The sequence below is a fragment of the Paraburkholderia sediminicola genome (assembly GCF_046026855.1).
GTDB lineage: Bacteria > Pseudomonadota > Gammaproteobacteria > Burkholderiales > Burkholderiaceae > Paraburkholderia > Paraburkholderia sediminicola_A.
The window spans coordinates 1-24558 of sequence record NZ_JAQQET010000050.1 but is presented as its reverse complement, the minus strand read 5'-3'; the positions used below and the strand labels follow the sequence as shown (position 1 = coordinate 24558).

24 protein-coding genes are annotated in these 24558 nt (G+C 61.6%); 9 read left to right on the top strand and 15 right to left on the bottom strand.

Going from position 1 to position 24558, the window contains the following annotated elements; translation table 11 throughout:
* Window positions 1-32 precede the first annotated feature (32 nt).
* From PQR40_RS36320 to PQR40_RS36310, 3 genes are all read right to left on the bottom strand, one after another.
* Window positions 33-1013 carry an isoaspartyl peptidase/L-asparaginase family protein gene (locus PQR40_RS36320; protein ID WP_408222603.1) on the bottom strand — a complete coding sequence of 327 codons (981 nt, stop codon included), beginning with the start codon at window positions 1011-1013 and terminating at the stop codon, window positions 33-35.
* Complete coding sequence (locus tag PQR40_RS36315) at window positions 1010-1987, bottom strand: MurR/RpiR family transcriptional regulator (protein ID WP_408394329.1); 978 nt, start codon at window positions 1985-1987, stop codon at window positions 1010-1012. Before PQR40_RS36315 ends, PQR40_RS36320 begins: the two co-directional genes overlap by 4 nt.
* Before the next feature lie 163 nt (window positions 1988-2150).
* Window positions 2151-3410: an MFS transporter gene (locus tag PQR40_RS36310; RefSeq protein ID WP_408337532.1), complete on the bottom strand. Its 1260-nt coding sequence runs from the start codon at window positions 3408-3410 to the stop codon at window positions 2151-2153.
* Window positions 3411-3504: 94 nt separating this feature from the next.
* Here PQR40_RS36310 and PQR40_RS36305 point away from each other — a divergent pair, with 94 nt between their 5' ends.
* The gene (locus tag PQR40_RS36305) at window positions 3505-4215 is read left to right on the top strand and encodes a pseudouridine synthase (RefSeq protein WP_408511063.1); all 711 of its coding nucleotides are present in this window, start codon (window positions 3505-3507) and stop codon (window positions 4213-4215) included.
* Between the two features lie 168 nt (window positions 4216-4383).
* The gene (locus PQR40_RS36300) at window positions 4384-4572 is read left to right on the top strand and encodes a hypothetical protein (protein ID WP_408206516.1); all 189 of its coding nucleotides are present in this window, start codon (window positions 4384-4386) and stop codon (window positions 4570-4572) included.
* Here the strand turns inward: PQR40_RS36300 and PQR40_RS36295 are convergent.
* A complete protein-coding gene (locus PQR40_RS36295; RefSeq protein WP_408222611.1) occupies window positions 4569-5606 on the bottom strand; it encodes a Rossmann-fold NAD(P)-binding domain-containing protein in 1038 nt (345 codons plus the stop codon). The two genes, PQR40_RS36300 and PQR40_RS36295, sit on opposite strands and share 4 nt — an antisense overlap.
* Window positions 5607-5700: 94 nt before the next feature.
* On the opposite strand from PQR40_RS36295, the gene PQR40_RS36290 reads away from it, so the two are divergent.
* The 3 genes from PQR40_RS36290 to PQR40_RS36280 all read left to right on the top strand — a co-directional run bounded on the left by PQR40_RS36290 (window position 5701) and on the right by PQR40_RS36280 (window position 8755).
* A complete protein-coding gene (locus tag PQR40_RS36290; RefSeq protein ID WP_408394332.1) occupies window positions 5701-6732 on the top strand; it encodes a CDP-6-deoxy-delta-3,4-glucoseen reductase in 1032 nt (343 codons plus the stop codon).
* 352 nt (window positions 6733-7084) lie between these two features.
* Entirely contained in the window at window positions 7085-8269 is a 1185-nt protein-coding gene (locus tag PQR40_RS36285; RefSeq protein WP_408222615.1) for an acetylornithine transaminase, read from the top strand.
* Window positions 8270-8287: 18 nt separating this feature from the next.
* The gene (locus PQR40_RS36280) at window positions 8288-8755 is read left to right on the top strand and encodes a GNAT family acetyltransferase (protein WP_408222617.1); all 468 of its coding nucleotides are present in this window, start codon (window positions 8288-8290) and stop codon (window positions 8753-8755) included.
* 138 nt (window positions 8756-8893) lie between these two features.
* On the opposite strand, the gene PQR40_RS36275 is transcribed toward PQR40_RS36280, so the two are convergent.
* The 7 genes from PQR40_RS36275 to PQR40_RS36245 all read right to left on the bottom strand — a co-directional run bounded on the left by PQR40_RS36275 (window position 8894) and on the right by PQR40_RS36245 (window position 15958).
* Entirely contained in the window at window positions 8894-9610 is a 717-nt protein-coding gene (locus tag PQR40_RS36275; RefSeq protein WP_408511062.1) for an ABC transporter ATP-binding protein, read from the bottom strand.
* Window positions 9610-10410: an ABC transporter ATP-binding protein gene (locus PQR40_RS36270; protein ID WP_408192355.1), complete on the bottom strand. Its 801-nt coding sequence runs from the start codon at window positions 10408-10410 to the stop codon at window positions 9610-9612. The genes PQR40_RS36275 and PQR40_RS36270 overlap by 1 nt, the downstream gene beginning before the upstream one ends.
* Before the next feature lie 18 nt (window positions 10411-10428).
* Window positions 10429-11598, bottom strand: a complete 1170-nt coding sequence (locus tag PQR40_RS36265; RefSeq protein WP_408222621.1) for an ABC transporter permease subunit — start codon at window positions 11596-11598, stop codon at window positions 10429-10431.
* Window positions 11599-11617: 19 nt separating this feature from the next.
* Window positions 11618-12568, bottom strand: a complete 951-nt coding sequence (locus PQR40_RS36260; protein WP_074282431.1) for a branched-chain amino acid ABC transporter permease — start codon at window positions 12566-12568, stop codon at window positions 11618-11620.
* A gap of 230 nt (window positions 12569-12798) precedes the next feature.
* Entirely contained in the window at window positions 12799-13998 is a 1200-nt protein-coding gene (locus tag PQR40_RS36255; protein WP_408222624.1) for a branched-chain amino acid ABC transporter substrate-binding protein, read from the bottom strand.
* A 542-nt stretch (window positions 13999-14540) separates the two neighbouring features.
* A complete protein-coding gene (ispH, locus tag PQR40_RS36250; protein ID WP_408222626.1) occupies window positions 14541-15500 on the bottom strand; it encodes a 4-hydroxy-3-methylbut-2-enyl diphosphate reductase in 960 nt (319 codons plus the stop codon).
* A gap of 2 nt (window positions 15501-15502) precedes the next feature.
* Window positions 15503-15958 (bottom strand): FKBP-type peptidyl-prolyl cis-trans isomerase, encoded by a 456-nt coding sequence (locus tag PQR40_RS36245; RefSeq protein WP_408222628.1) that lies wholly within the window; start codon window positions 15956-15958, stop codon window positions 15503-15505.
* A gap of 201 nt (window positions 15959-16159) precedes the next feature.
* Between PQR40_RS36245 and radC the strand changes: the two genes are divergently transcribed.
* The 4 genes from radC (at window position 16160) to nadB (ending at window position 19513) form a co-directional block, all read left to right on the top strand.
* Window positions 16160-17026, top strand: a complete 867-nt coding sequence (radC, locus tag PQR40_RS36240) for a RadC family protein (RefSeq protein ID WP_408222630.1) — start codon at window positions 16160-16162, stop codon at window positions 17024-17026.
* Window positions 17027-17265: 239 nt separating this feature from the next.
* On the top strand, window positions 17266-17499 hold the full coding sequence (gene rpmB, locus PQR40_RS36235) for a 50S ribosomal protein L28 (protein WP_408206534.1): 234 nt from the start codon (window positions 17266-17268) through the stop codon (window positions 17497-17499).
* A 10-nt stretch (window positions 17500-17509) separates the two neighbouring features.
* Entirely contained in the window at window positions 17510-17677 is a 168-nt protein-coding gene (rpmG, locus tag PQR40_RS36230) for a 50S ribosomal protein L33 (RefSeq protein ID WP_006050116.1), read from the top strand.
* A 237-nt stretch (window positions 17678-17914) separates the two neighbouring features.
* On the top strand, window positions 17915-19513 hold the full coding sequence (gene nadB / locus PQR40_RS36225) for an L-aspartate oxidase (RefSeq protein WP_408222632.1): 1599 nt from the start codon (window positions 17915-17917) through the stop codon (window positions 19511-19513).
* Window positions 19514-19604: 91 nt separating this feature from the next.
* On the opposite strand, the gene nadC is transcribed toward nadB, so the two are convergent.
* The 4 genes from nadC to PQR40_RS36205 form a co-directional block, all read right to left on the bottom strand.
* Window positions 19605-20504, bottom strand: coding sequence for a carboxylating nicotinate-nucleotide diphosphorylase (gene nadC / locus PQR40_RS36220; RefSeq protein ID WP_408222634.1), 900 nt, complete (start codon window positions 20502-20504; stop codon window positions 19605-19607).
* Entirely contained in the window at window positions 20504-21643 is a 1140-nt protein-coding gene (gene nadA / locus PQR40_RS36215) for a quinolinate synthase NadA (RefSeq protein ID WP_408511061.1), read from the bottom strand. Before nadA ends, nadC begins: the two co-directional genes overlap by 1 nt.
* Window positions 21644-21786: 143 nt before the next feature.
* A complete protein-coding gene (locus tag PQR40_RS36210) occupies window positions 21787-22983 on the bottom strand; it encodes a DesA family fatty acid desaturase (RefSeq protein ID WP_408222638.1) in 1197 nt (398 codons plus the stop codon).
* 203 nt (window positions 22984-23186) lie between these two features.
* The gene (locus PQR40_RS36205; protein ID WP_408394335.1) at window positions 23187-24542 is read right to left on the bottom strand and encodes a mechanosensitive ion channel family protein; all 1356 of its coding nucleotides are present in this window, start codon (window positions 24540-24542) and stop codon (window positions 23187-23189) included.
* Window positions 24543-24558 lie beyond the last annotated feature (16 nt).

Sequence of the window (24558 nt, the reverse complement as noted above, 5' to 3'; positions counted from 1 at the left end):
GGCAGTTCAAGCGACAGCGCAGCGAGAAAGCATTAGCGATAAATCGCCGTCACCGGCGCCTCGCCGACCCGCGCAAATCCGCGATACATGCCCTCGGTGTTGAACGGCAGCGTGACGTTGCCACGCGCATCGACGGCGATCAGTCCGCCGCGTCCATCGATCTTCGGCAGACGATTCATCACCACGTCGTGCGCCGCGTCTTCGAGCGAGACGTTGCGGTAGGCCATCTGCGCCGCGACGTCGTACGCAGCGACCATGCGCATGAACATCTCGCCGGAGCCCGTGGTCGAGACCGCGCAAGTTGCATCGTCTGCATAGCAGCCGGCGCCTATCAGCGGCGTATCGCCAACCCGGCCGACCTGCTTGTTGGTGACACCGCCCGTCGAAGTCGCAGCGGCCACGTGGCCATGCTGATCGAGCGCGACCGCGCCCACGGTGCCGAACTTACGATTCGGATCGATCGGCTCGTGCGGGGTGGGGTCGTCATTTTCTGAGGCCAGTGTCGCGCCATCGTGATCGAGCATCGCGCGCTGCTGACCACGCGCGAGTTGCCATTGGCGATGACGCGCTTCGGTATGGAAATACTCCGGCTCGACGAATTCGAGTCCCTGTGCGGCCGCGAAAGCTTCCGCGCCCTCGCCCGTAAACAGCACGTGTTCGCTGCGTTCGAGTACGCGGCGCGCCGCCAGAATCGGATTGCGTATGCGCGTCACGCAGCAGATCGCACCGGCGTCGAGCGAGCTGCCGTCCATAATGGCCGCGTCGAGTTCATGCGTGCCGGCCGCGGTGTAGACCGCGCCACGGCCCGCGTTGAAGAGGGGGCAGTCTTCGAGCAGACGCACGGCTTCGCTGACAGCGTCGAGGGCGCTGCCGCCGTCGTTGAGGACGCGCTGGCCCGCGCTCAGCACGGCGTGCAAGGCTGCGTGATAGTCGGCTTCGGCGCTGGCCGACATCGACGCGCGCAGGATCGTGCCTGCCCCGCCGTGAATGGCAATGACTGCGTTGGTGTTCATTTTTTGGCTTTCGTAGTGCGGGTGGTGCGAGTAGAAGCGCGCGCGGACTGCTCAGCAGTGCTGGACGGTGCGGCTTGTGGGTCGGCTTGTGGGTCGGTAAGCCAGGGCAAGACGAATTCGCTGACGCCGGCGGCGGCCTTGACCGAGCGTTGGGCGCGATACGCGACCGCGTCGCAGAGGGCTTCGATCACGGCCAGCACGGCGGAATCGGCATTGGCCGCAAGCCGCCGTTCCGAGCGGATATAGAGCGCGAGATCGGCGAATTGTGCGAGCGGCGAGCGCGGACTGTCGGTTAGCGCAAGCACGCGCGCGCCGCGTCCTGCCGCACGCCGGGAAAGTTCGATGGTGTCTTCGACATAACGCGGAAACGCGATGCCGATCACCAGATCGCCGTCGTCCGCGGTGAACAGACGCCGCGCGGCATGCGAAGGTCCGCCGATCAGCGCGAGCGACTGCACGTTGTCGTGATACGGCATCAAGCCGTGTTCCATCAAACCGGCGAGAAACGCGCTGGCCCCATAGCCGAGCACGAACACGCGGCGCGCAGCGATGATCGCTTCAACGGCTGCTTCGGCTGCAGCGCTGTCGATCGCGGTGCGTGTGGAATGGAGATTGGCCGCCGCCTGTTCGAGCAGCGCATCGAGCAGCGCGTCACCGGAGGCGAGCGACTCCTGCGCGCTTCGCAGCCGCTCAACCGGCGCGAGCGTCGCTTCGAAGCCGCGCACGAGCGCTTCACGAAACTGCGGATAACCGTCGAAGCCAAGCGCGCGGGCAAAGCGATTCGCTGTCGCCACGGACGCCCCAACCACGCTCGCCAGCTCGTCGATCCGCATGGTCGCCGCGCGGAACAGATTCGCCAGCACGTATTCACCCATGCGCCGATGGATCGGCGTGAGGGTTGGCATTGCTACGGCGATGCGCGCGGCGATAGCCTGCTCGGCGGGGTTCGAAGCAACGGACGAGTGATGGATCATGCGAGCGAGCCGGCGCGGTGGCGCGGCGACTGTAATCAAAATGAATGAAAGTATATTTACATAGAAATCCCATCAAAAAAAATTCATTTTCATTTTCGAGGGTTTTCACGGATGACCGGCGGTGCGGCGGCGCGCCCCATTGCCATCCGATGAAAACCAGTTTTCATTGCGCGATCGCGGCCCCCGCGGGAATGTGCGCAAGCCGTGCCGCCGGCGACATGACAATGATCAGCGCCTGCACAAGAAAAGCTGCGGCAGCCGCGACCAGACACGCGTCCATCCCCCAGCGCGCGCTGATCGCCGCACCGAGCAACGCGCCCAGCGGCCGCGCCCCATAGGTCGCCGTGCTGTTGAGCGCCGAGACGCGGCCCATCATCCGTTCGGGCGTAATCGCCTGGCGCAGCGTGGTCGAACCCACCACCCACAAAATCGGTCCGGCGCCGAGCAGGAAGAAGCTGAGCATCGCCAGCCAGAACGACGGCACGAGGATCGTCGCGACCATCACGAGCGAGGCAAACAAACCGCACGTCGGCCCGATGATCAGCACGCGTCCGAACGCGAGGCGCCGCGCGATAGCCGGTGCGGCGAGCGCGCCGCACACCATGCCGACGCCATAAGCGCCGAGCGTCACGCCGACCATCGACGCGTTCAGTCCCAAACGATGGACGGCGTACGGCACATACACCGCTTGCAGCACGAAGAAACCGAGGTTGAAGAAGATCGCGGTGGCGAGCATCGGACGCAGCAGCGCGTCGCGCAGCACGAAGCGCGTACCGTCACGCAGTTCCAGCAGGAAGTGCCGCTGGGAAGCGGCCGCTCGCGGCGGTTCGCGCAGCCCCGCCAGCAACGCGACGGCCAGTGCCGATAGCCCGGCCGCGCAGCCATACGCCCATCCCGCGCCGATCCAGCCGACCAGCACGCCTCCGAGCGCCGGCCCCGCCGAATACGCGACGCTGCGTGCCAGTTCGAGCCGGCCGTTGGCCTGGGCGTACGCCTCGCGCGGCACGATCGACGGCACCAGCGAAGGCGCGGCAACGTTGTAGGCCACCGTGCCGGTTGCAGCAATGAAGCCGAGTGCGGCGAGCAGCGGCAAGCTCAGCGAATGCGTCATCACCAGCAGCAGCACGCATAGCATCGCGACCACGCGCACGCTTTCGGCAAGCGTCATCAACGTGCGGCGCGAGCGGCGGTCAGCCCATACGCCGAGTGGAATCGACAGCAGGAGAAACGGCAGCGTCTGCGCGGTTTGCAGCAGGCCCGTCTCGCGCGCGCCGGCGCCGAGCGCGAACACGGCGACGAGCGGCGCAGCGGCCAGGCTGATCTGCTCAGCGGATTGTGCGACCAGATTCGACCAGGCGAGCCGCTGGAATGCGGGCGGCAGACGGATCGCGGATGAAGACGGGGAAGAGGAAGCGGCGTGCATCGATGAACTCCTGCGACGGGATGTGGGAAGACCATCGTGGTCGCTATGACGCCGCGCGGCGCTCCGCTTCTTGCGGTGTTATTCTTCGCTCGCCATGAATCTCGAAAGCATCCTCTTCACTCAAGGTTTCGGCTCGCGCCGCCAATGCCGGGCGCTGATCCGCGACGGCCGCGTGAGTATCGGCGGCTCGGTCTGCGCCAATGCCGACGCCGATTTCCCAACCCATGACAGCACGTTCTGCTTCAGCGTGGACGAGGTCGTCTGGCCGTATCGCGAGCACGCCTATCTGCTTCTGAACAAGCCCGCCGGCTACGAATGTTCGCGCGACCCGCAGCATCATCTGAGCGTGTTCAGCCTGCTGCCGCCGCAGTTCGCCGAACGTGGCGTGCAATGCGTGGGCCGTCTCGATCAGGACACGACCGGCCTCCTGCTGCTCTCCGACGACGGCAAGTTCGTTCACATGTTCACGTCGCCGAAACGCAAAGTGCCGAAGCTTTACGTCGCGACCACGCGCCATCCCATCGACGACGTCCAATTGAGTGCCTTACGCGACGGTGTCTTGCTGCACGGCGAGCCCAAACCGATCCCCGCCGTCGACGCCCGGGCGCGCGGCGAGCACTCGCTTGCCCTCACCGTGATGGAGGGCAAGTATCACCAGGTCAAGCGAATGATCGCGGCGGCCGGCAACCGTTGCGAAGCGCTGCATCGCGAGCGCATTGGCGGGCTCGCATTGCCCGCGACGCTCGCAGAAGGTGCGTGGCAATGGCTCGGCGAAACCGACCTCGGATCTTTACTGAGCGGGTAAACCGGTAGGTCCCTTTTAAAGCCTTGATGCGTCAGGAGAATCGTGTGCGCGGCCTCACATAGGCGCTGCGGGACGCCCGATTACACGTTGCATCGCAGCATGATCTTCCTTACAACTCGCCCTATACTCGTTTAAACAAAGACTACAAAGGGTTCAAGGAGGGGCGCCATGGTCATCCACGACACTATTGAAATCTCGTCCACGATGATTGCTTTCACGTGTCTCGGGCTGGTTCTGGTCGGCGGACTGCTGGTCACAATGCGGCTGCGGCACAAATATCATCCGAACCTGATCGGCGCACTGATTGGCGCAATGCTGTGCTTCCTGTTGCTGGAGGCGTTGCCGGCACTAACCTAAGGCTGTGAAGCTGCGCGCAGGAAATCCTCAACGCTCGGATACCGCAAGCTCACGCGCAACTCTTCCTTGAGGCGTCGATTGACGAGCCGCCTCGATTCACGCATGAAGGACAGCAGGGTCGGCTCGATCTGCTGCTCCGCCGCCGCGCGCGTGATGCGCGGCGCGCGCTCGAGGCCGAACGCATCGGCCACCACATCGAAGTACTCGCCCATTTTCAGCGACGTATCGTCGGACGCGTGAATCGCGCGCCCCGGGCGCCCGCGCGTGGCGAGACGCACCAGGATCGCGGCGAGGTCGTCGGCGTGAATATGGTTGGTGTAGACGTCGTCAGCGTCGATCAAGGCCGGCGTGCGCTTTTCCAGTCGCGCGAGCGGCAGACGGTTGCGCGCGTAGATGCCCGGAATCCGCGCGATGCTCGCAGCAATCACGCCTCTCGCAGTGGCGCGCCGCAATTGCCGCTCGGCCGACACGCGGCGTTTGGCACGCGCATTGGCCGGCTGCGACGCGCGCGTTTCGTCGATCCACGCGCCGCCGCAATCGCCGTAGACGCCTGTCGTGCTCGCATACACAAGCCTCACAGGCGCGTGCGGAGTGGCGGTCCAGCGCACCCTGTCGGGTACAATATTGGCTGCTTCAGATTCCGCCCACGAGGCACTCATGTTGCGCAACCCGCGGCGCAGCCGCCCGACCGGTGCCACCGCGCCGCGCGCGGCACGCAGCGCGCGATCGCGGCGCGCGCTCAGCGTAGCAAGCAAGGCACGGGTGCGGCGGTCGTCATCGCCGGTCTTTTGCGGCGGCGCGAGATGCAGTACCGTCGGCGCGAGACCCGCAAGCCGTTTCAGGCTGCGGCGCGCGTCGAGGTCGCCGACCAGCGGCGTGACGCCAGCGGCGCGCAATTCGGCGCTGCGCCCGGCGTGGCTGGTGAGCGCGAAGACATGCGCGCGCGGCCGCAACAAGGGCACGCAGCGCATGCCGACATCGCCGCAGCCTACGATTAACACGCGTGGTCGGCGTAAATTTCGTGTCGCTTTCATGGTGGACGCATTGTAGCCGTCAAGCGCGGCAGGTACCGCACAGTTGTACAGCGGGTCCGATAACGATTACCGACTCTTCGATTTCGAACACTCTATGGCATTTAACGTCACGCTCCGGCAAAGCGGCCGGCAGTTTCAGGTAGAACAGGACGAACCGGTCCTGATCGCGGCCCTGCGGCAAGGCATCGGCCTGCCGTATGGCTGCAAGAACGGCGCCTGCGGCTCCTGCAAGGGCACCGTGGTCAGCGGTCAGATCGAACAGCGTCAGCATTCGTCGTCGGCCTTGTCGAACGACGAAAAGACGCGCGGCATGGCGCTCTTCTGCTGCGCGACGGCATGCTCCGATCTCGAGGTGGATATCCGCGAAGTGGCCGGCGTGGGCGACGTGCAGGTCAAGAAGCTGCCGTGCCGCGTGAACGCAATCGAGCGCAAGGCCGACGACGTCGTCGTGCTGAAATTGCAACTCCCCGCAAATGAACGTCTGCAATATCTGGCCGGCCAATACCTCGAATTCATTCTGAAGGATGGCAAGCGCCGCAGCTATTCGATGGCGAACGCGCCGCACGCGGAAGGTCCGATCGAATTGCATATCCGTCACATGCCCGGTGGCGCTTTCACCGATCACGTCTTCAACACGATTAAAGAGCGCGACATCCTGCGCTTCGAAGCGCCGCTCGGCACGTTCTTCCTGCGCGAAGATTCGGACAAGCCGATCGTGCTGCTGGCCTCGGGCACCGGCTTCGCGCCGCTGAAGGCGATCGTCGAGCACGCGGTGTTCAAGAATCTCAACCGGCCCATGACGCTTTACTGGGGCGCGCGCCGCAAGAAGGACCTGTACCTGCTCGATCTCGCCGAGCAATGGGCTCGCGAGATCCCGAACTTCAAGTTCGTGCCGGTGCTGTCGGAACCGGACGCGAGCGATGCATGGACGGGCCGCGTCGGCTTCGTGCATCGCGCGGTGATCGAGGATCTGCCGGATCTGTCGCCGTACCAGGTGTACGCGTGCGGCGCACCGGTGATGGTCGAGTCGGCGCAGCGCGATTTCACCCAGCACCACAGTCTGCCGGAAGACGAGTTTTACGCGGATTCCTTCACGAGCGCGGCGGATCTGGCGAACGCGGTTTGAATGAGTGAACGGCCTGATCGAAACGCGACCGGGCCGTTCGTGAGCAACATGTCAGCATTGAGGCCGATGCGCAAAAATCCTGCTTGACGCCAATTTGTGCAAATTCATGGTTTACACCAGCGCTTTCCTTGTCGTATTCTTTGGCGCATGAACCGCATCCAGTCCGAACTTCGACGTCGCCGCTCGCCGCTCCCCTAGGGACGCCGCTGGCTTCGTCACGGATTCGCGCCGCACAAAGGCGCAAGCAGTTCGAATCATGAAAGCCACGGCACGCCGTGGCTTTTTTGTTTGCTTTTTTTGCGTTCCCCCAACCGCTCATTAACCCCTCACCCGCTGTCTGGAGTCTGCCGTTATGAATTTCAATGAGTACCCGATCGAGTCGCTGATGTACATCACGAACCGGCCCGAAATCGTTTTCACGCACGGCAAGGGCTCGTGGCTCTACGACAATAACGGCAAGCGATATCTGGACTTCATTCAGGGCTGGGCAGTCAACAGCCTCGGCCATTGCAACGACGGCATGATCGAAGCGCTGAACAAGCAGGCGCAACTGCTGCTCAATCCGTCGCCGGCCTTCTACAACGGTCCGATGGCACAACTCGCCGGGCTGCTGACGCAACACAGCTGTTTCGACAAGGTGTTCTTCGCGAACAGCGGTGCCGAAGCCAACGAAGGCGCGATCAAGCTCGCGCGCAAGTGGGGCAAGAAGTTCAAGGACGGCGCGTTCGAAATCATCACGTTCGATCACAGCTTCCACGGCCGCACACTCGCGACCATGTCCGCAAGCGGCAAGCCGGGCTGGGACACGATCTACGCTCCGCAAGTGCCGGGCTTCCCGAAAGCGGATCTGAACGACATCGCGTCGGTTGAAAAACTGATCAACGCGAAGACAGTCGCGGTGATGCTGGAGCCGATTCAGGGCGAAGGCGGCGTGATTCCCGCCACACGCGAGTTCATGCAGCAACTGCGCGCGTTGACCAAACAGCACAATCTGCTCCTGATCGTCGACGAAGTGCAAAGCGGCTGCGGCCGTGCCGGCACCCTGTTCGCGTACGAACTGTCTGGCATCGAACCGGACATCATGACGCTCGGCAAGGGCATCGGCGGCGGCGTGCCGCTCGCGGCGCTGCTCGCAAAAGCTGAAATCGCCATCTTCGAACCGGGCGACCAGGGTGGGACGTACAACGGCAATCCGCTGATGACCGCGGTCGGCTACTCGGTGATTTCGCAACTGACTGCGCCGGGCTTCCTCGAAGGTGTGCGCGCGCGTGGCGAATATCTACGCGCCAAGCTGCTCGAACTGTCGGAAGAGCGCGGCTTCGAAGGCGAACGCGGTGAAGGTCTGCTGCGCGCCCTGCTGCTCGGCAAGGACATCGGCAACCAGATCGTCGAGAAGGCGCGCGTGATGCAGCCCGACGGCCTGTTGCTGAACGCAGCGCGTCCGAACCTGCTGCGCTTCATGCCGGCGCTGAACGTCACGAACGAAGAAATCGACCAGATGATGGCGATGCTGCGTTCAATTCTCGACACGCTGTAATCACCTGGGAAAGCGCGTATGACGACGACCACAACGCTATCGATCCGTTGCTTCGAAGCGCGCGACACCGATGCCGTGGTCGCGCTATGGCAGGAAGCGTTCCCGGAGTACCGGGACGTGACAAGGCCGCAGCGCAACCCGCATCTGTCGATCGCGAACAAGCTGGCGACACAACCGGAACTGTTCTTTGTCGCAGGGCTCGACGAACGTATCGTCGGCACGGTGATGGGTGGCTACGACGGGCACCGAGGCTGGCTGTATTCGCTCGCGGTGGCTGAATCGTTGCGTCGTCACGGCATCGGCGCGCGTCTGGTCGCACACGTCGAAAACGCGTTGACCGAACGCGGCTGCCCGAAACTGAATTTGCAGGTGCTGTCCGCGAAGGCCGACGTGCGCGCGTTCTATGAGACGCTCGGTTATCGCGCGGATGCCGTGGTCAGTCTCGGCAAACGCCTGGGAGAACTCGCGGAAGCGCCGGCGGCTTAGGCACAGGCACGCGCTTGAATAGAAAAAGGCCGCATGCCTGAAGGCATGCGGCCTTTTTTACGGCTAACGCAAACTGGGTCCGGGTTATTCACCCATCACTCATTCGCCCTGCTTATTTACCCAGCTTATTCACCGAGCTCATTCGCCGAGATAAGCCGCGCGCACCTTCGGATCATCCAGCATCTGCTTCGCGTCGCCCGACATCGTCACCAGACCCGAGTCCATCACGTAGCCGCGGTTCGCCGCCTGCAACGCGAGACGCGCGTTCTGTTCGACCAGCAGGACGGTCATGCCTTCGGCCGAAATCGCCCGCACCACTTCGAAGATCTTCTCGACCATGATCGGCGACAGACCCATCGACGGCTCGTCGAGCAACAGCAGCTTCGGTTTGCTGATGATCGCGCGCGCCATAGCCAGCATCTGCTGCTCGCCGCCCGAGAGTGTGCCCGCATACTGCGTGGCCCGTTCCTTCAAACGCGGGAAAAAGCCGAACATACGATCCACGTCCGCCTTGATGCCGTCCGTGTCGGTACGCAGATAAGCGCCCATCTGCATGTTCTCGACGATCGACATGCGCGAGAAAATGCCCCGACCTTCCGGCACCATCGCCAGACCGCGCTTGAGCAGTTCGTGCGCCGGGATGCCCTTGATCGACTGGCCCATGTACTCGATGTCACCCGCCGAATACGGCTTCAGCCCCGTGATCGCCTTCATCGTCGTGGTCTTGCCCGCGCCGTTCGCACCGATCAGCGTGACCAGTTCGCCCTGCGCAACTTCGAGGTCGATGCCCTTGACTGCCTGGATGCCGCCGTAATTGACCTGCAGGCCCTTGATTTTCAACATTGCCGTTGCCATTAGTGGACCCCCGCACCCAGATAAGCCTCGATCACCTTCGGATCCCTCTGCACGTCATGCGGCAGACCCTGGGCAATCACCTTGCCGTAATCGAGCACTGTCATCTGGTTGCACAGGCCCATCACCAGTTTCACGTCGTGCTCGATCAGCAGGATCGTCTTGCCGTCGCTGCGGATCTTGTCGAGCAGCTTGGTCAATTCGACCTTTTCCGTTGCGTTCATGCCGGCAGCCGGTTCATCCAGTGCGAGCAGTTTCGGATCCGTTGCCAGTGCGCGGGCGATTTCCAGACGACGCTGGTGACCGTACGACAGATTGCGCGACGTGTAGTCCGCGTACTGCGCAATGCCGACGTACTCCAGCAGTTCGATTGCACGCTCCTTGATCTCGCGCTCTTCCTTTCGCTCAGCCGGCGTCTGGAACACTGCGCCGATCAGACCGTGCTTCGTGCGCACGTGCCGGCCGACCATCACGTTTTCCAACGCGGTCATGCCACCGAACAGACGGATGTTCTGGAACGTACGCGCAATCCCCGCCTTCGCCACCTGGTAGACGGCCGTAGGCGTGTATTCCACGTTGTCGAGCTTGAACTCGCCCGAATCCGGCGTGTACAGACCCGTGATCACGTTGAAGAAGGTCGTTTTGCCGGCGCCGTTCGGACCGATCAGGCCATAAATCTGGCCCGACTTGATCTGCAGACCGACGTCGGACAATGCCTGCAGGCCGCCGAAGCGCTTGTTCACGCCTTTCACCGACAGGCGGATCTGGTCGCTGCCTACGCTGTTGTTTACGTTATCGCTCATATGATTTCTCCCCGGGCCTTAAGCGCGCACCGGCTTCTTGCCGCTGCGCTTCGCCAGTTTCGCAATCTTGTCTTCGTGCTTCGGCGCCGGCCATAGGCCTTCCGAGCGGTACAGCATGATCACGACCATCGCGAGGCCGTACAGCAACTGACGGATCACTTCCGTATCGACGATTTCGTGGCCGAAGATCGCGTTCTGCAGCGGACCCATCGTCGAACGCAGGAATTCCGGGAACACCGAAAGCAGCACCGCACCGAGAATCACACCCGGGATGTGGCCCATGCCGCCAAGCACCACGCACGCCAGCACCACGACCGACTCCCAGAACGTGAACGACTCCGGCGACACGAAGCCCTGGAACGAGCCGAACATCGCACCCGACAACCCGCCGAACGACGCACCCATCGCGAAGGCCAGCAATTTCACGTTGCGGGTGTTGATGCCCATCGCCTTGGCGGCGATTTCGTCTTCGCGGATCGCGGCCCATGCACGGCCGATACGCGAGTGCTGCAAACGCGTACAGACCCAGATCACCAGCAGCGAACACAGCACGAACAGGTAGTAGTACAAGTACACCGACGGGAACTGCATGCCGAACAGTGAATGCGTCTGCGCGAGGCTGAAGCCACCCACCGACACTGGATCGATCCCCGTGATCCCCTTCGGCCCGTTGGTGATATTCACCGGACGGTCGAGGTTATTCATGAAGATCCGCACGATTTCCCCGAAGCCCAGGGTCACGATCGCGAGGTAGTCGCCACGCAGACGCAGGGTCGGCGCACCGAGCAGGATCCCGAAGGTCGCGGCGAGCGCCATGGCTATCGGCACGATGATCCAGATCGGCGCATGCAGGCCGCCCGGGAACAGATGCGCAATCCACTCGAACTGCGAGGTCAGGTGCGGCGAACTCAGGAGAGCCGCGACGTAAGCGCCGATTGCATAGAACGCGATGTAGCCCAGGTCCAGCAGGCCGGCGAAGCCGACCACCACGTTCAGGCCCAGCGCGAGCATCACGTACAGCATCGCGAAGTCGAGCACGCGGACCCAGTAGTTGCCGCCGGCCGCGCCGATGATCATTGGCGCCGCGATCACGAAGATCGCGGTGATGATGCCGACCGTCAGCGTCTTCGTCAGGTTCTTTTCAGGGATGAGCGTCGTGGACGGCTCGATCGGTTGAATTGAGGTCATGTTTGCTTTCTCCCAGGGATCAGGCGCGATCCGCAACACGTTCGCCGAGCAGACCCGACGGACGGAACACCAGCACGATGATCAGCACGATGAACGCGAACACGTCCTGATAGTTACTGCCGAACACACCGCCCGTGAGGTTGCCGATATAGCCCGCCCCCAACTGTTCGATCAGACCGAGCAGCACGCCGCCCACCATCGCCCCTCCGAGATTGCCGATCCCACCTAGCACCGCCGCGGTAAAGGCCTTCAGACCTGGGATGAAGCCCATATAGAAGTGTGCGTTGCCGTATTCGGACGCGATCATCACGCCGGCCAGAGCGGCAAGCGCCGAGCCGATCATGAAGGTCGCCGAAATCACGAAATTCGGGTTCACGCCCATCAGGCTCGCGACGCCCGGGTTTTCGGCAATCGCACGCATCGCACGGCCCAGCTTGGTCTTGTGAACCAGCAGCAGCAGACCGCCCATCACGAGGAACGCCACCACGATGATCACGATTTCGGTCATCGAGATCACGGCGCCGGGCGTCGTGTCGGTGGCCTTGATCACGTTGATCGGGTCAGTGGGCAACAGCTGCGGGAACGGCAGCGGATTGCGCGACCAGATCATCATCGCGAGGGTTTGCAGCAGGATCGACACGCCGATCGCGGTGATCAGCGGAGCGAGACGCGGTGCTTTACGCAACGGCCGGTAGGCCACGCGCTCGATCGTGTAGCCGACCAGCGAGCAAACCACTGCCGCGATGATCAACGCGATGATGAGCGTCGGCACATTGCCGAGGCCGGGGAAGTGGTTCTGAAGCACGCCTATGGCTGAGAGCGCAACCATCGCGCCCACCATCAACACATCGCCGTGCGCGAAGTTGATGATGCCCAGAATGCCGTAAACCATCGTATAGCCCAGTGCGATGATGGCGTAAACGCTGCCAAGCACCAGCCCGTTGAGGACCTGCTGGATGAAGATATCCATTTAATGCTCCTTAGCCCGTGCGACTGGATTCGCGTTCTTCATCAGCCGGTGGGCGGTGATGCGGTACGCCAATCTCAACGGCACTGCGGGTACTGATGTAAAAGACCGGTAAGGGTTATCCGCTGCCCGGTTCGTCTTACGACTGTGATGCAGCCGCGAACTTACCGATGGCGGATGCAAAAACGGCACCGTTGGGTGGTTTCGGTGCCGTCAGGCTAAACGTCCCGTCATCACATCTTCACGACGTCGAGGACCGCTTTTTTGCCGTCCTTGAAGTCGTAAAGCGTAATGGCGCCCTCTTTCAAATCACCCTTGTCGTCGAACGCGATGTGGCCGATTACCCCGTTGTAATCGGTGGACGGCATCGCAGCCAGCACCTTGGGCGCCTCGATCGAATTAGCGCGCTTCATTGCATCGACAATCACGTACACAGCGTCATACGTGAACGGTGCGTAAATCTGCACCGGTGTGTGGAAGCGGTCGACGTACTTCTTTTCGAAGTCCGCTCCCTTGTCCATTTTCGAAAGCGCGAGTCCCGCCTCCGAACAGACCAGGTTTTGCACGGCGGTTCCCGCCAGCTCACCCACCTTGTCGGTACACACACCGTCGCCGCCAAGGATTTTTGCCTTGATGCCGAGCGCCGCCGCCTGTTTGGTAAACGGCCCGCCCGTCGCGTCCATTCCGCCGAACATGATGACGTCCGGTTGAACACTCTTGATCTTTCTAAGGACGGCCTGAAACTCCGTAGCCCTGTCATTCGTGGCTTCGCGCGCGACGATCTTCGCCCCGCTCGCCTGTGCTGCTTTCGCGAACTCGTCGGCGAGTCCCTTGCCGTAGACGGTCGAGTCGTCAACGATCGCGATGCGTTTCGCGCCAAGCACTTTCGTCGCGTAATTGGCAAGCGCCGGACCCTGCTCGGCATCGGTCGCGACCACCCGATAAGTCGTCTTGAAACCTTGCTGTGTGTACCCCGGATTCGTCGACGACGGCGAGATCTGCACGATCCCGGCATCGCTATAGATCTTCGAGGCCGGAATCGAGACGCCCGAATTCAGGTGCCCGATCACGGCAACGACATGATCGTCGACGAATTTCTCTGCGACCGCCGTTCCCGTTTTCGGGTCCGCGGCATCATCCTGCGCGTCGAGCTCCAACTGGATCTTGTGGCCGTCGATCGTCAAACCCTGTGTGTTGATCTCCTCGACCGCCAGACGTGCGCCGTTTTCATTGTCTTTACCAAGATGCGCAATGCTGCCCGTCAAAGGGGCCGCATGGCCGATCTTCACGATAGTCGCCTCGCTTGCCGGTGCTGCAGCCGCTGCGGCAGCCGATGCACCTGCTCCCGCCTCGCCTTCCGGTTTTTTGCCGCACGCGGTCAACATCGCAACCGCGGTCACGATGGACACGGCGTAAGCAAATTTGACTCGCATTAAGTAGGTCTCCTGCGCCTTGCAAAATCCATTGTTCGGGACCCGGAGGCCTTGAGAACGCGCGCATTGTAACTCCAATTATGCGACGCGCAATATTGTTGAAACGGTGGGGTTTTCCTGCATTGCAACCTTATTTTGAGAGAGAAATTCGACAAGAGGCGCAACCCGGTTGCGACTATTTTTCGTGCATCAGTTGCACCAGCGCCGCACCCAATGGCATCAAGTGTTGCAGCGATATGGCCCGATCCCTGATTGCACCGTGCTTCGCGTTAAGTATTACGTTTCTATTGATATCAGAGCGCGCGCACTATTTTAGTGCGTCAAAAATCGACGCAACGCGTTTGTCATGTTTTAATTGGGGCCATATCGTCAGAAATTTGATTAAAAGGCCAATCACAATTCAAAGGAATTTGTATGGGAGAACACTAAAAAGCATCTTTTCTAATGATCTGGCACTTTATTAACGAAGCGCCCTGAAATCTGCGGACGTAAAAAAAGCGCGCCCGTAGGCGCGCTTTTCTTTCAAAAACGTCGGCTGATTGTCAGGCAGGCAGACCCAACCCGCGCGGCAGCGGAAACGCGATGTTTTCCTCGATGCCTTCAAGCGCGCGCACATTGCGCACGCCGAGCTCACGCAACCGGCCGATCACCGCTTGCGCGAGCGCTTCCGGTGCCGAGGCCCCCGCCGTCACACCGATCCGGCGCTTGCCTTCGACCCAGACCGGATCGATCTGATCCGGCGAATCCACCATATAGGAAGGCACACCGAGCTTTTCGGCCAGCTCGCGCAGCCGGTTCGAGTTCGAACTATTCGGGCTGCCGACCACAATCACGACGTCGCATTGGGGCGTCATGAACTTGACCGCGTCCTGGCGGTTTTGCGTGGCGTAGCAGATGTCCTGCTTCTTCGGCTCGCGGATCGCTGGATATTTCGCCTTCAGGGCGCCGATGATCTCGGCTGCGTCGTCGACCGACAGGGTGGTTTGCGTAACGAACGCGATCCGGTCGGGATCGGCCAGCTGCAGGGCCTGCACGTCTTTGATGTCTTCCACCAGATGCATGCCTTCGCCCGCCTGCCCCATCGTACCCTCGACTTCAGGGTGCCCCTTGTGCCCGATCATCACGATGTCGAAGCCATCCTGGCGCATCTTCGCGACTTCGATATGGACCTTGGTGACGAGCGGACAGGTGGCGTCGTACACCCGCAGGCCACGCGACTCGGCTTCCGAGCGCACCGCTTTCGACACGCCATGCGCGCTGAAAATGACCGTATTGCCGGCCGGCACTTCTTCCAGCTGCTCGATGAAAATTGCGCCTTTTTTGCGCAAATCCTCGACGACATAGGCGTTATGGACGATTTCGTGGCGCACATAGATCGGCGAGCCGTGCAGCTTGATGGCCCGCTCCACGATTTCGATGGCCCGATCGACGCCGGCACAGAACCCACGCGGCTGCGCCAGCAGGATCTCGGCTTCGGCAAGAGTCGTATCCGTGATGCTCATGTTTACAGAATCCCGATGATTTTCACTTCAAACGCCAGCGCCTGGCCGGCAAGCGGATGGTTGAAATCGAACAATGCCGACGTTTCGCCGACCTCCTTCAGGACGCCAGCGTAGCGGCCACCACCCGGCGCGTTGAATTCGACCAGGTCACCCGGCGAAAAGTCCTCGCCAATCATGCTGTTTTCGCGCAGCGTGGCCAGCGAGACCCGCTGGATCAACTCCGGATTGCGCGGACCGAACGCCTGACCCGGCGTTAGCTGAAAGGTCGAATGGTGGCCCACCTTCAAACCCAGCAGAATGTCTTCCAGCGGCGGTGCCAGTTGGCCCGCGCCGAGTAGCAGCGTGGCCGGCCTGTCGGCAAACGTGTTGATGACTTCAGCGCCATCGGCAAGGGAAAGCCGGTAGTGAAGCGTGACGTGTGAACCGGGCTTCACTTCGGAAATGTCGATGATGCTCATGCAATGCTCGCTCAGTCGAAGCGCGCTGCACGCGTGCGCCGCGGGCGCAGTCGACGCGTGTGGCAAACCCGTCGGGGTGCCGTGCGCAAAGTGTCTATTGTAAGCCACATAGCGGGCGGCGGCTTGGGTCCGTCGCGCGCATCGCGGCACGGCCACGCACCGCGCGCTGCCCCAAACCCGAACTGGAGGACCCATATCCACATGGCCGACTATGCCTGCACAGTAGACAAAGCAACACTCGAAACGGCCTTGCCGGGGCCTGCGGCACCCGCCGCTCCAGCACCCGCCCTGACGTTGCCGCACGCTGGCGTCGTAGCTGGCGATCCCCTGGCCGGTAATAGCGTCAGCACCGTCGACGCCACCGCGAACGCCGGCGCATCTGCAACTCGACCGCTCGTACGAGGCAAATGGCATAAAAACGACATGCCGCGCGAACGCCTGATCGAGGAAGGACCCGGCGTGCTGTCGGATACCGAAATGATCGTGCTGGTACTCGGCTCGGGCCTGCCCGGTCACGATGTGTTCAATGTCGCGCGCACTCTGCTCGAGCGGTTCGGCTCGATGCGGGCGATGCTCGACGCAACCTATTCGGACTTCGACGGCCTGCGCGGCATCGGCCCCGCTAAAAAGGCGCAGCTGCTCGCCATCATGGAGATGGCGCGGCGCTCGCTGGTCGATAGAATGCGGGGCCGTTCGCTGATGAATTCGCCTGAAGCCGTGCAAGACTATCTGCGCCTGCGCATAGGCGGTAAGACGCAAGAGGTTTTTGTGTCGCTCTTTCTCGACGCCCGGCATCGGTTGATCCGCGTTGAGGAAAGCGCACGCGGCACGCTAACACGCATGGCGGTGTATCCTCGCGAGATCGTGCGGCGGGCGCTGAGTCTGAATGCCGCCAGCCTGATCGTCGCGCATAATCACCCTTCCGGCGCCGTCCAGCCGAGCGCAAGCGACTGCCGGCTGACGCATACGCTGCGCGAGGCCCTTGCGCTGATCGACGTGCAATTGATCGATCATCTCGTGATTGGCGCAGATTGCACGTACTCGTTTGCCCGCGCCGGCTGGCCGTGACACAGCGTGAACCAGGGTCGCCGCAACGTTGCGCCGTCTTCGGCATCGCAAATAAGGTTTGATTTTGCGGCTTTTTTTCCGCTATAATTCCGGTTTGCCTATTTCCAACCCCCTGTTCCGAAGCCACCAAGGCGTTCCGGAAAGGAAAAGCGACTGAAGTTCCAGAAACTTAAGCGCGGCTCTTTTCGGGAAACTTTCACGGCGTTCGAACTCAGAATTAGCGTATTAGGAGTGCTCTCATGGCACGCGTATGCCAAGTAACTGGGAAAGCGCCGATGAGCGGCAACAACGTTTCCCACGCGAACAACAAAACCAAGCGCCGGTTCCTGCCGAACCTGCAAAACCGCCGTATTTGGGTGGAAAGCGAAAACCGTTGGGTGCGTCTGCGCGTTTCGAACGCCGGCCTGCGCCTGATCGACAAGAACGGTATCGACGCTGTGCTCGCAAATCTGCGCGCACGCGGTGAAGCCTAAGGAGTAAATCATGGCGAAAGGCGCACGCGACAAGATCAAGTTGGAATCGACCGCAGGCACGGGTCACTTCTACACGACGACGAAGAACAAACGCAACATGCCGGAAAAGATGCTGATCAAGAAATTTGATCCGGTCGTCCGCAAGCACGTTGACTACAAGGAAACCAAGATTAAGTAAATCTTGGCTCCTGCCTGACGAAGGCAAAACGATTTGCAAAAAAGCCTCGCATTTATGCGAGGCTTTTTTGTTTTCTGCGTGCCATTTTCGCGCAGTTTGACTGCCCTTTGCCCATCAGAACAGTCTTATCCCATTCGGCCAGCTTTCCCTCATTCGTCGCGACGCGTATCCTTTCTCGTTTTAGCGGCATGCACACAGCATGCCGCCACGGCAAAACGAAAGACGGAGATGCAGGCGATGGAATTCGATGTGGCGATTGTCGGTAGCGGTCTGGCAGGTTTGAGCGTCGCGCTCAATCTCGCGGAAACCCGGCGGGTTGCGGTGGTCGCCAAGCGATCGATGACCGAGGGTGCAAGCGATTGGGCGCAAGGCGGGATCGCCGCCGTACTGGATTCAGCGGACAGCATCGAAAACCACGTGCGCGACACGCTGATCGCCGGCGGCGGCCTGTGCGATGAGGCAGCGACACGCTTTATCGTCGAGCATGGGCGTGCCGCGATCGAATGGCTGATCGAGCAAGGCGTGCCGTTCACCAAAGACGACGCTGCCGAGCTTGGCTTTCATCTGACACGCGAAGGTGGCCATAGCCATCGCCGGATCATTCATGCTGCGGATGCGACGGGCCATGCAGTGGTCGCGACGCTCAGCGAGCGTGTACGCCGTCATCCGAACATCACCCTGCTCGAAGACCACTACGCGATCGATCTGATCACGTCCGACCGTCTCGGTCTGCCAGGCCGTCGCTGCCACGGTTTATATGCGCTCGATCTGCAAAGCGGCCGCACCGTGACAATCGAAGCGCCGCATACCGTGCTCGCCACCGGCGGCGCCGGCAAGGTCTACCTGTACACCACCAATCCCGACACCGCGACCGGTGACGGCATCGCCATGGCCTGGCGCGCGGGCTGTCGCGTCTCGAACATGGAATTTATCCAGTTCCATCCGACCTGTCTGTTCCATCCGTATGCGAAGTCGTTCCTGATCTCAGAAGCAGTACGCGGCGAAGGCGGCATCCTGAAGCTGCCGGACGGCACGCGCTTCATGCCGAACCACGACGAACGCGCCGAACTCGCGCCACGCGACATCGTCGCGCGTGCCATCGACTTCGAGATCAAGAAACGCGGCATCGATTGTGTATATCTCGACATCAGCCATCAGCCGCCTGAATTCCTGCGCGAGCATTTCCCGACAATTCTGGCCCGCTGCCTCGAATTCGGCATTGACATCACCAAAGAGCCGATCCCGGTTGTGCCTGCCGCGCACTACACGTGCGGCGGCGTCGTAACCGATCTGGCAGGCCGGACCGATCTCGCCGGTCTCTATGCGGTTGGTGAGACCTCATGCACAGGCCTGCACGGCGCGAACCGGCTTGCCAGCAACTCCTTGCTCGAGTGTCTCGTGATCGGACGCTCCGCTGCGCAGGCCATCGAGCAAGAAGGCTTCAGCGCCGTTGTCCATGCACCACTGCCGGACTGGGACGAAAGCCGTGTGTCCGATCCGGACGAAGAAGTGGTGGTCGCGCACAACTGGGATGAACTGCGCCGCTTGATGTGGAACTACGTCGGCATCGTGCGTACGGACAAGCGGCTCGCACGAGCCAAGCATCGGCTTGCCCTGCTCCGCGACGAGATTCACGAGTATTACGCGAATTTCAAGGTGAGCCGCGATTTGCTCGAGCTGCGCAATCTGGTCGACGTGGCGTCGCTGATCGTCGAAGGCGCTCGCTCACGGCGTGAAAGCCGGGGCCTGCACTTCAGCCGCGATTGGCCGGCCACGTTGCCTAAAGCGCTGCCCTCGGTGCTGTCGCCGGAGCATGTGCGTAACCGCAACGTGTGATTTCCAGAAACTGAAATGAAAAGGCCATCGCCGGTTATCCGGCGATGGCCTTTTCACTGATTGCGAAAGCTTAAGCCTAGACGCGCGCGACTCAGACGATCCGCATCGAGTAATCCGCTGCCCGAACATCTTTGGTCAGCGCACCGATCGACACCCGATCGACGCCCGTTTCCGCGATAGTCCGCACCGTCTCGAAGTTCACGCCGCCGGACACCTCCAGCACTGCCCGCCCTGCCGTGATACGCACGGCCTCGCGCATCGCATCAAACGAAAAGTTATCCAGCAGAATGGACTGCGCGCGGTGTGCCAATGCGGTTTCCAATTGCGCCAGCGTTTCGACTTCGATCTGGATCGACACGCCCGCGTTCAGCCCGAGCGCCGCGTCCATTGCCGCGCCAACGCCGCCCGCTGCAGCGATGTGGTTTTCCTTGATCAGAATGCCGTCGTACAAAGCGAGTCGCTGATTCGCCCCGCCGCCGACGCGCACTGCGTATTTCTGCGCGAGCCGCAAACCCGGCAAGGTCTTACGCGTATCGAGGATACGCGTTTGCGTGTGGGCAATTGCGTCGACATAGCGGCGCGTTGCGCTTGCCACGCCCGAGAGCAGTTGCAGGAAATTCAGCGCATTGCGTTCAGCAGTCAACAGCGCACGCACAGGACCGCGCAGCTCGCAGACCGACGTATCCGCTGTCATCCGATCGCCCTCGCGATAACGCCACTGCACGTCGATACGTGGATCGACCTGGCGCATCACCGCGTTGAACCAGGGCACGCCGCACAGCACGGCATCTTCGCGCACGATGATGCGTGCATCGCGCATGTCGTCTGCGGGGACAAGGCGGCCAGTCTGGTCGCCTGCGCCAATATCTTCGGCCAGCGCGTCGGCCACGTTACGCGCCAACGCAGCATCGAATGCGGCGCCGTACTGCGCATGAATCTCCGCGAACAGCGGCGAGACCGCCTCGATCTGATTGCGTTCCACCGCTCCCATTACGCTGCTCCCACGTTCGAATACAGTTGCGCGTCGCGCGCGAGATCACCGCTGGCTTGCACCCGCTTCTTGTGCCGCGCCGCGAAGTCGAGCATCCGGTCGATCGGCAAACGCGCCCGCTCGCCGATCGCTCGATCGACGAAGATTTCGTTGTGACCGCGTTCGAGCACCTCAGCCAGATTGGCGAGGCCGTTCATCGCCATCCACGGGCAATGCGCGCAGCTCTTGCAGGTCGCGCTGTTGCCAGCCGTCGGCGCGGCGATCAGCGTCTTGCCGGGCGCGGCGAGCTGCATCTTGTGCAGAATGCCGAGATCGGTCGCCACGATGAAATGCGTCGCGTCGAGTTTTTGCGCAGCGTCGATCAACTGGGTTGTCGAACCCACCACGTCCGCTTGCGCGACTACGTTAGCCGGCGACTCCGGATGCACCAGCACTTTCGCGCCCGGATATTCAGCGCGCAGCAGATCGAGTTCAATGCCCTTGAATTCGTCGTGCACGAGACACGAGCCCTGCCACAGCAGCATGTCCGCGCCGGTCTTGCTCTGGATGTAGCTGCCGAGGTGCCGATCCGGCGCCCAGATGATCTTTTCGCCGCGTGAGTGCAGATCGGCAACGATTTCCAGCCCGATCGACGACGTCACCATCCAGTCCGCACGAGCCTTGACGGCCGCGCTGGTGTTCGCGTACACAACCACCGTGCGATCCGGGTGTGCGTCACAGAAAGCCGAGAATTCATCGACAGGACAGCCCAGGTCGAGCGAACAGGTCGCGTCGAGATCGGGCATCAGAATGCGCTTGTCCGGACTGAGTATTTTCGCCGTCTCGCCCATGAAGCGCACGCCCGCCACCACCAGCGTTTGTGCCTCGTGATCGCGGCCAAACCGCGCCATCTCCAGCGAGTCGGCCACGCAGCCGCCGGTTTCGTCGGCGAGCTCCTGCAATTCCGCGTCGACGTAGTAATGCGCGACGAGCACCGCTTTCTCGCGCTTAAGCAATGCGCGGATGCGCTCCTTGAGCGCCACCTTCTGTTCCGCCGACGGCATGTCGGGCACTTTCGCCCACGCGTGCCCGATCCCGCAGGTTGTGCCCTGCGCCTGTGGCCGGTCGTATTCGACGGTCCTGATCGCCTGCTGATCCATGATCTCCTCTGCCCTCGCTCTGCCCGCTGCGGACTGTCAATCGTGGGTCGTTGACATATCCGCCGCCCAAAAAGCAAAACCCCGCCAACGCGGGGTTTTGTGACGTAACGAAATTTTAAAGGATTTCGCGATCAGGCATACGATCAAGCATAACGGCGCAGGCGCATCGCGAAGTCTTGCAGCGCTTTGATACCGCTCTGTTCCGCGCGGTGACACCAGTCTTGCAACTGAACCAGCAGTTGATCGCGCGACGCATTCGAGCGCTCCCACATCGCCGCCAGTTCATTGCGCATGTCGATGTAGGTCTTGAGCTTCTGGCTGTTCGCGAAGATCTGCGGCAACTGGCGCTTCTGCGGCTCGTCGAGACCCGCTTCTTCCTTGTGGAACCAGCTACGCGCACCGCGCATCACCTGATACTTCTCGCGCGCGCCGACTTCCTTCAGATGTGCAAGCTCCTGGCGGTAAGCGCGCTTGAGTGCCTTGCCGTAACGCGCCATCACTTCGTAGCGGTTCGCCAGCACGGCTTGCAGCGTGTCCTGATCGAGGACCAGCTTGCCGGAGGTCAAACGCGGCGTAGGCGCGATCTTCTTCACCTTGGCCAGACGGAACGCCGACATGATGCGGATGTACATCCAGCCAATGTCGAACTCGTACCATTTGTTCGACAGCTTGGCCGACGTCGCATACGTGTGGTGATTGTTATGCAGCTCTTCACCGCCGATGATGATGCCCCACGGGAAGATGTTGGTGCTGGCATCCGACGAATTGAAGTTGCGGTAGCCCCACCAGTGCGCGAGACCGTTCACCACACCGGCCGCCCAGAACGGGATCCACACCATCTGCACGGCCCAGATGGTCAGACCGACGACGCCGAACAGCGCGACGTTCAGCACCATCATCAGGCTCACGCCGAGGATCGGGTACTTGGTGTAGACGTTGCGTTCCATCCAGTCATTCGGCGTGCCGTGACTGAACTTGCGCATCGTTTCTTCATTCTTGGCTTCGGAACGGTACAGTTCCGCGCCTTCGAGCACCACCTTCCAGATGCCGCGCGTTTGCGGGCTGTGCGGATCTTCTTCGGTCTCGCACTTGGCGTGGTGCTTACGGTGAATCGCGGCCCATTGGCCGGTCAGCATGCCGGTGGTCATCCACAGCCAGAAGCGGAAAAAATGACTGACGACCGGATGCAGCTCCAGTGCGCGGTGCGCCTGGCAGCGATGCAGATAGACCGTCACGCCAATGATCGTGATGTGCGTCGCGACCAGGGTGTACAGCACAAGTTGCCACCACGAGAAGTGGAGCAAGCCGTGGGCAAGGAAATCAAGCAAGGAATTCAACAAGGCAATTTACCTGTGGAACAAGAGACGCCAGACACACGCAAAATGCGCGTGTCAAGAAAGTGAAAGCATACAGCGGGATTGGACGATATTCTACTTGAAGCGTTCCAAGTGTTTGTAACAAATAGGGATTTTTTGTGTGACATCAACAGGATGGAACGCGCCGGAGGTCATTTTTAGACCGGCCGGCGGGTTCGAAGTGCCCGTCAGCGGGCGCTGTCGGCCTGATTTGCCGCGGGAGCGGTCATTGTTACCGCCTGCGGCATCGCGTCGCCCACATTGCCGACGATTCGCACTTCGCGTTGCGCGAAAGGAATCGAGATGCCGTGCTCGGAGAACAGACGCCAGATGTTGCGATTGACGGCCGATCGCACACTTGAGGTACCTGTCGCTGCGTCTTCGATCCAGAAGCCCAGTTCGAGATTGATGCCATCGGCACCGAAGCTCGCGAGATAGGGCGTGGGAGCTGGTTCCTGCAGTACTCGTGCGACATCTTGCGCGGCTTGGGCGAGCAGCGCCATCGCCTGCTCGACGTCCGAGGTATAGGCGACCTGCACGGCCACTTTGGCGTAGCCGCGCGTCAGATACGAGGACTGGTTCTGCACCACGTCCGTAATCAGCTTTTCGTTCGGAATCAGCGTTTCGATGCCGTCCAGTCCGCGCACCACCGTATAACGCGTACGGATCTGCGTGACCATGCCCTGTAAGCCGCTGACGTTGATCGTGTCGCCGATGCGCAGCGAGCGGTCGATCAGGATGATGAAACCCGAGACGTAGTTGCTGGCGATCTTCTGCAAGCCGAACCCGAGCCCCACACCCAACGCGCCGCCGAACACGCCCAGCACCGTGATGTCGATGCCGACCAGCGACAGGCTGATCAGCACCGCCGCCAGCACGAACGCCGCACGGCCGACACGCGCCACCACCACTTTGAGGTTGGCGTCGAGCGTCTTCGAGCGCATCAGGCGGTCTTCGAATGTCGCGCCGAGCCACATCGCGACGATCATCGTTACGCACACCCATAGGAGGCCCGTGGTGAGCGAGAGCAGCGTCATGTGCGCGTTTGCGACCCTGAAGCGCACGCTGCCCATCCAGTCGATAACGTCGTCCTGAATGCCCATCACGGTGAGCACCATGCCGATCCAGACGATCAGCGAGACGATTTTCTCGACCAGGAACAGCCAGGGATGGTTCGCGCCGTCTTGACTGAAAACCCGCCGCGCGAAGAAAAACACGATGTAAATCAGGCCAATACCGAACAGCGGCACCAGCGCCAGATTGAGCAGCGCGGTGTGCATGAACTGACCAGTGATAGCCTGTGCCAGCCAGACGAGCGCCGCGCCGATCAGGGGAAAGAACGCGCGGTTCAGGCTTTCCGCGCCGAAGCGCAGGGTCTGATAACGCGTCTGGCGCCGCAGATCAAGCGTCCGGCGCAAGAGACGCGCGAGCAACCACGCGACGGCGAGCGTCCCAAGCAGCACGCCGACCTGCCACAGCATGACCGGCTGGCCGAAGTCGCGCGCGAGGTCGCCGAACATGTGAGGAAAAATGCGGTTTTGCATGATGTCGCCGAAATCG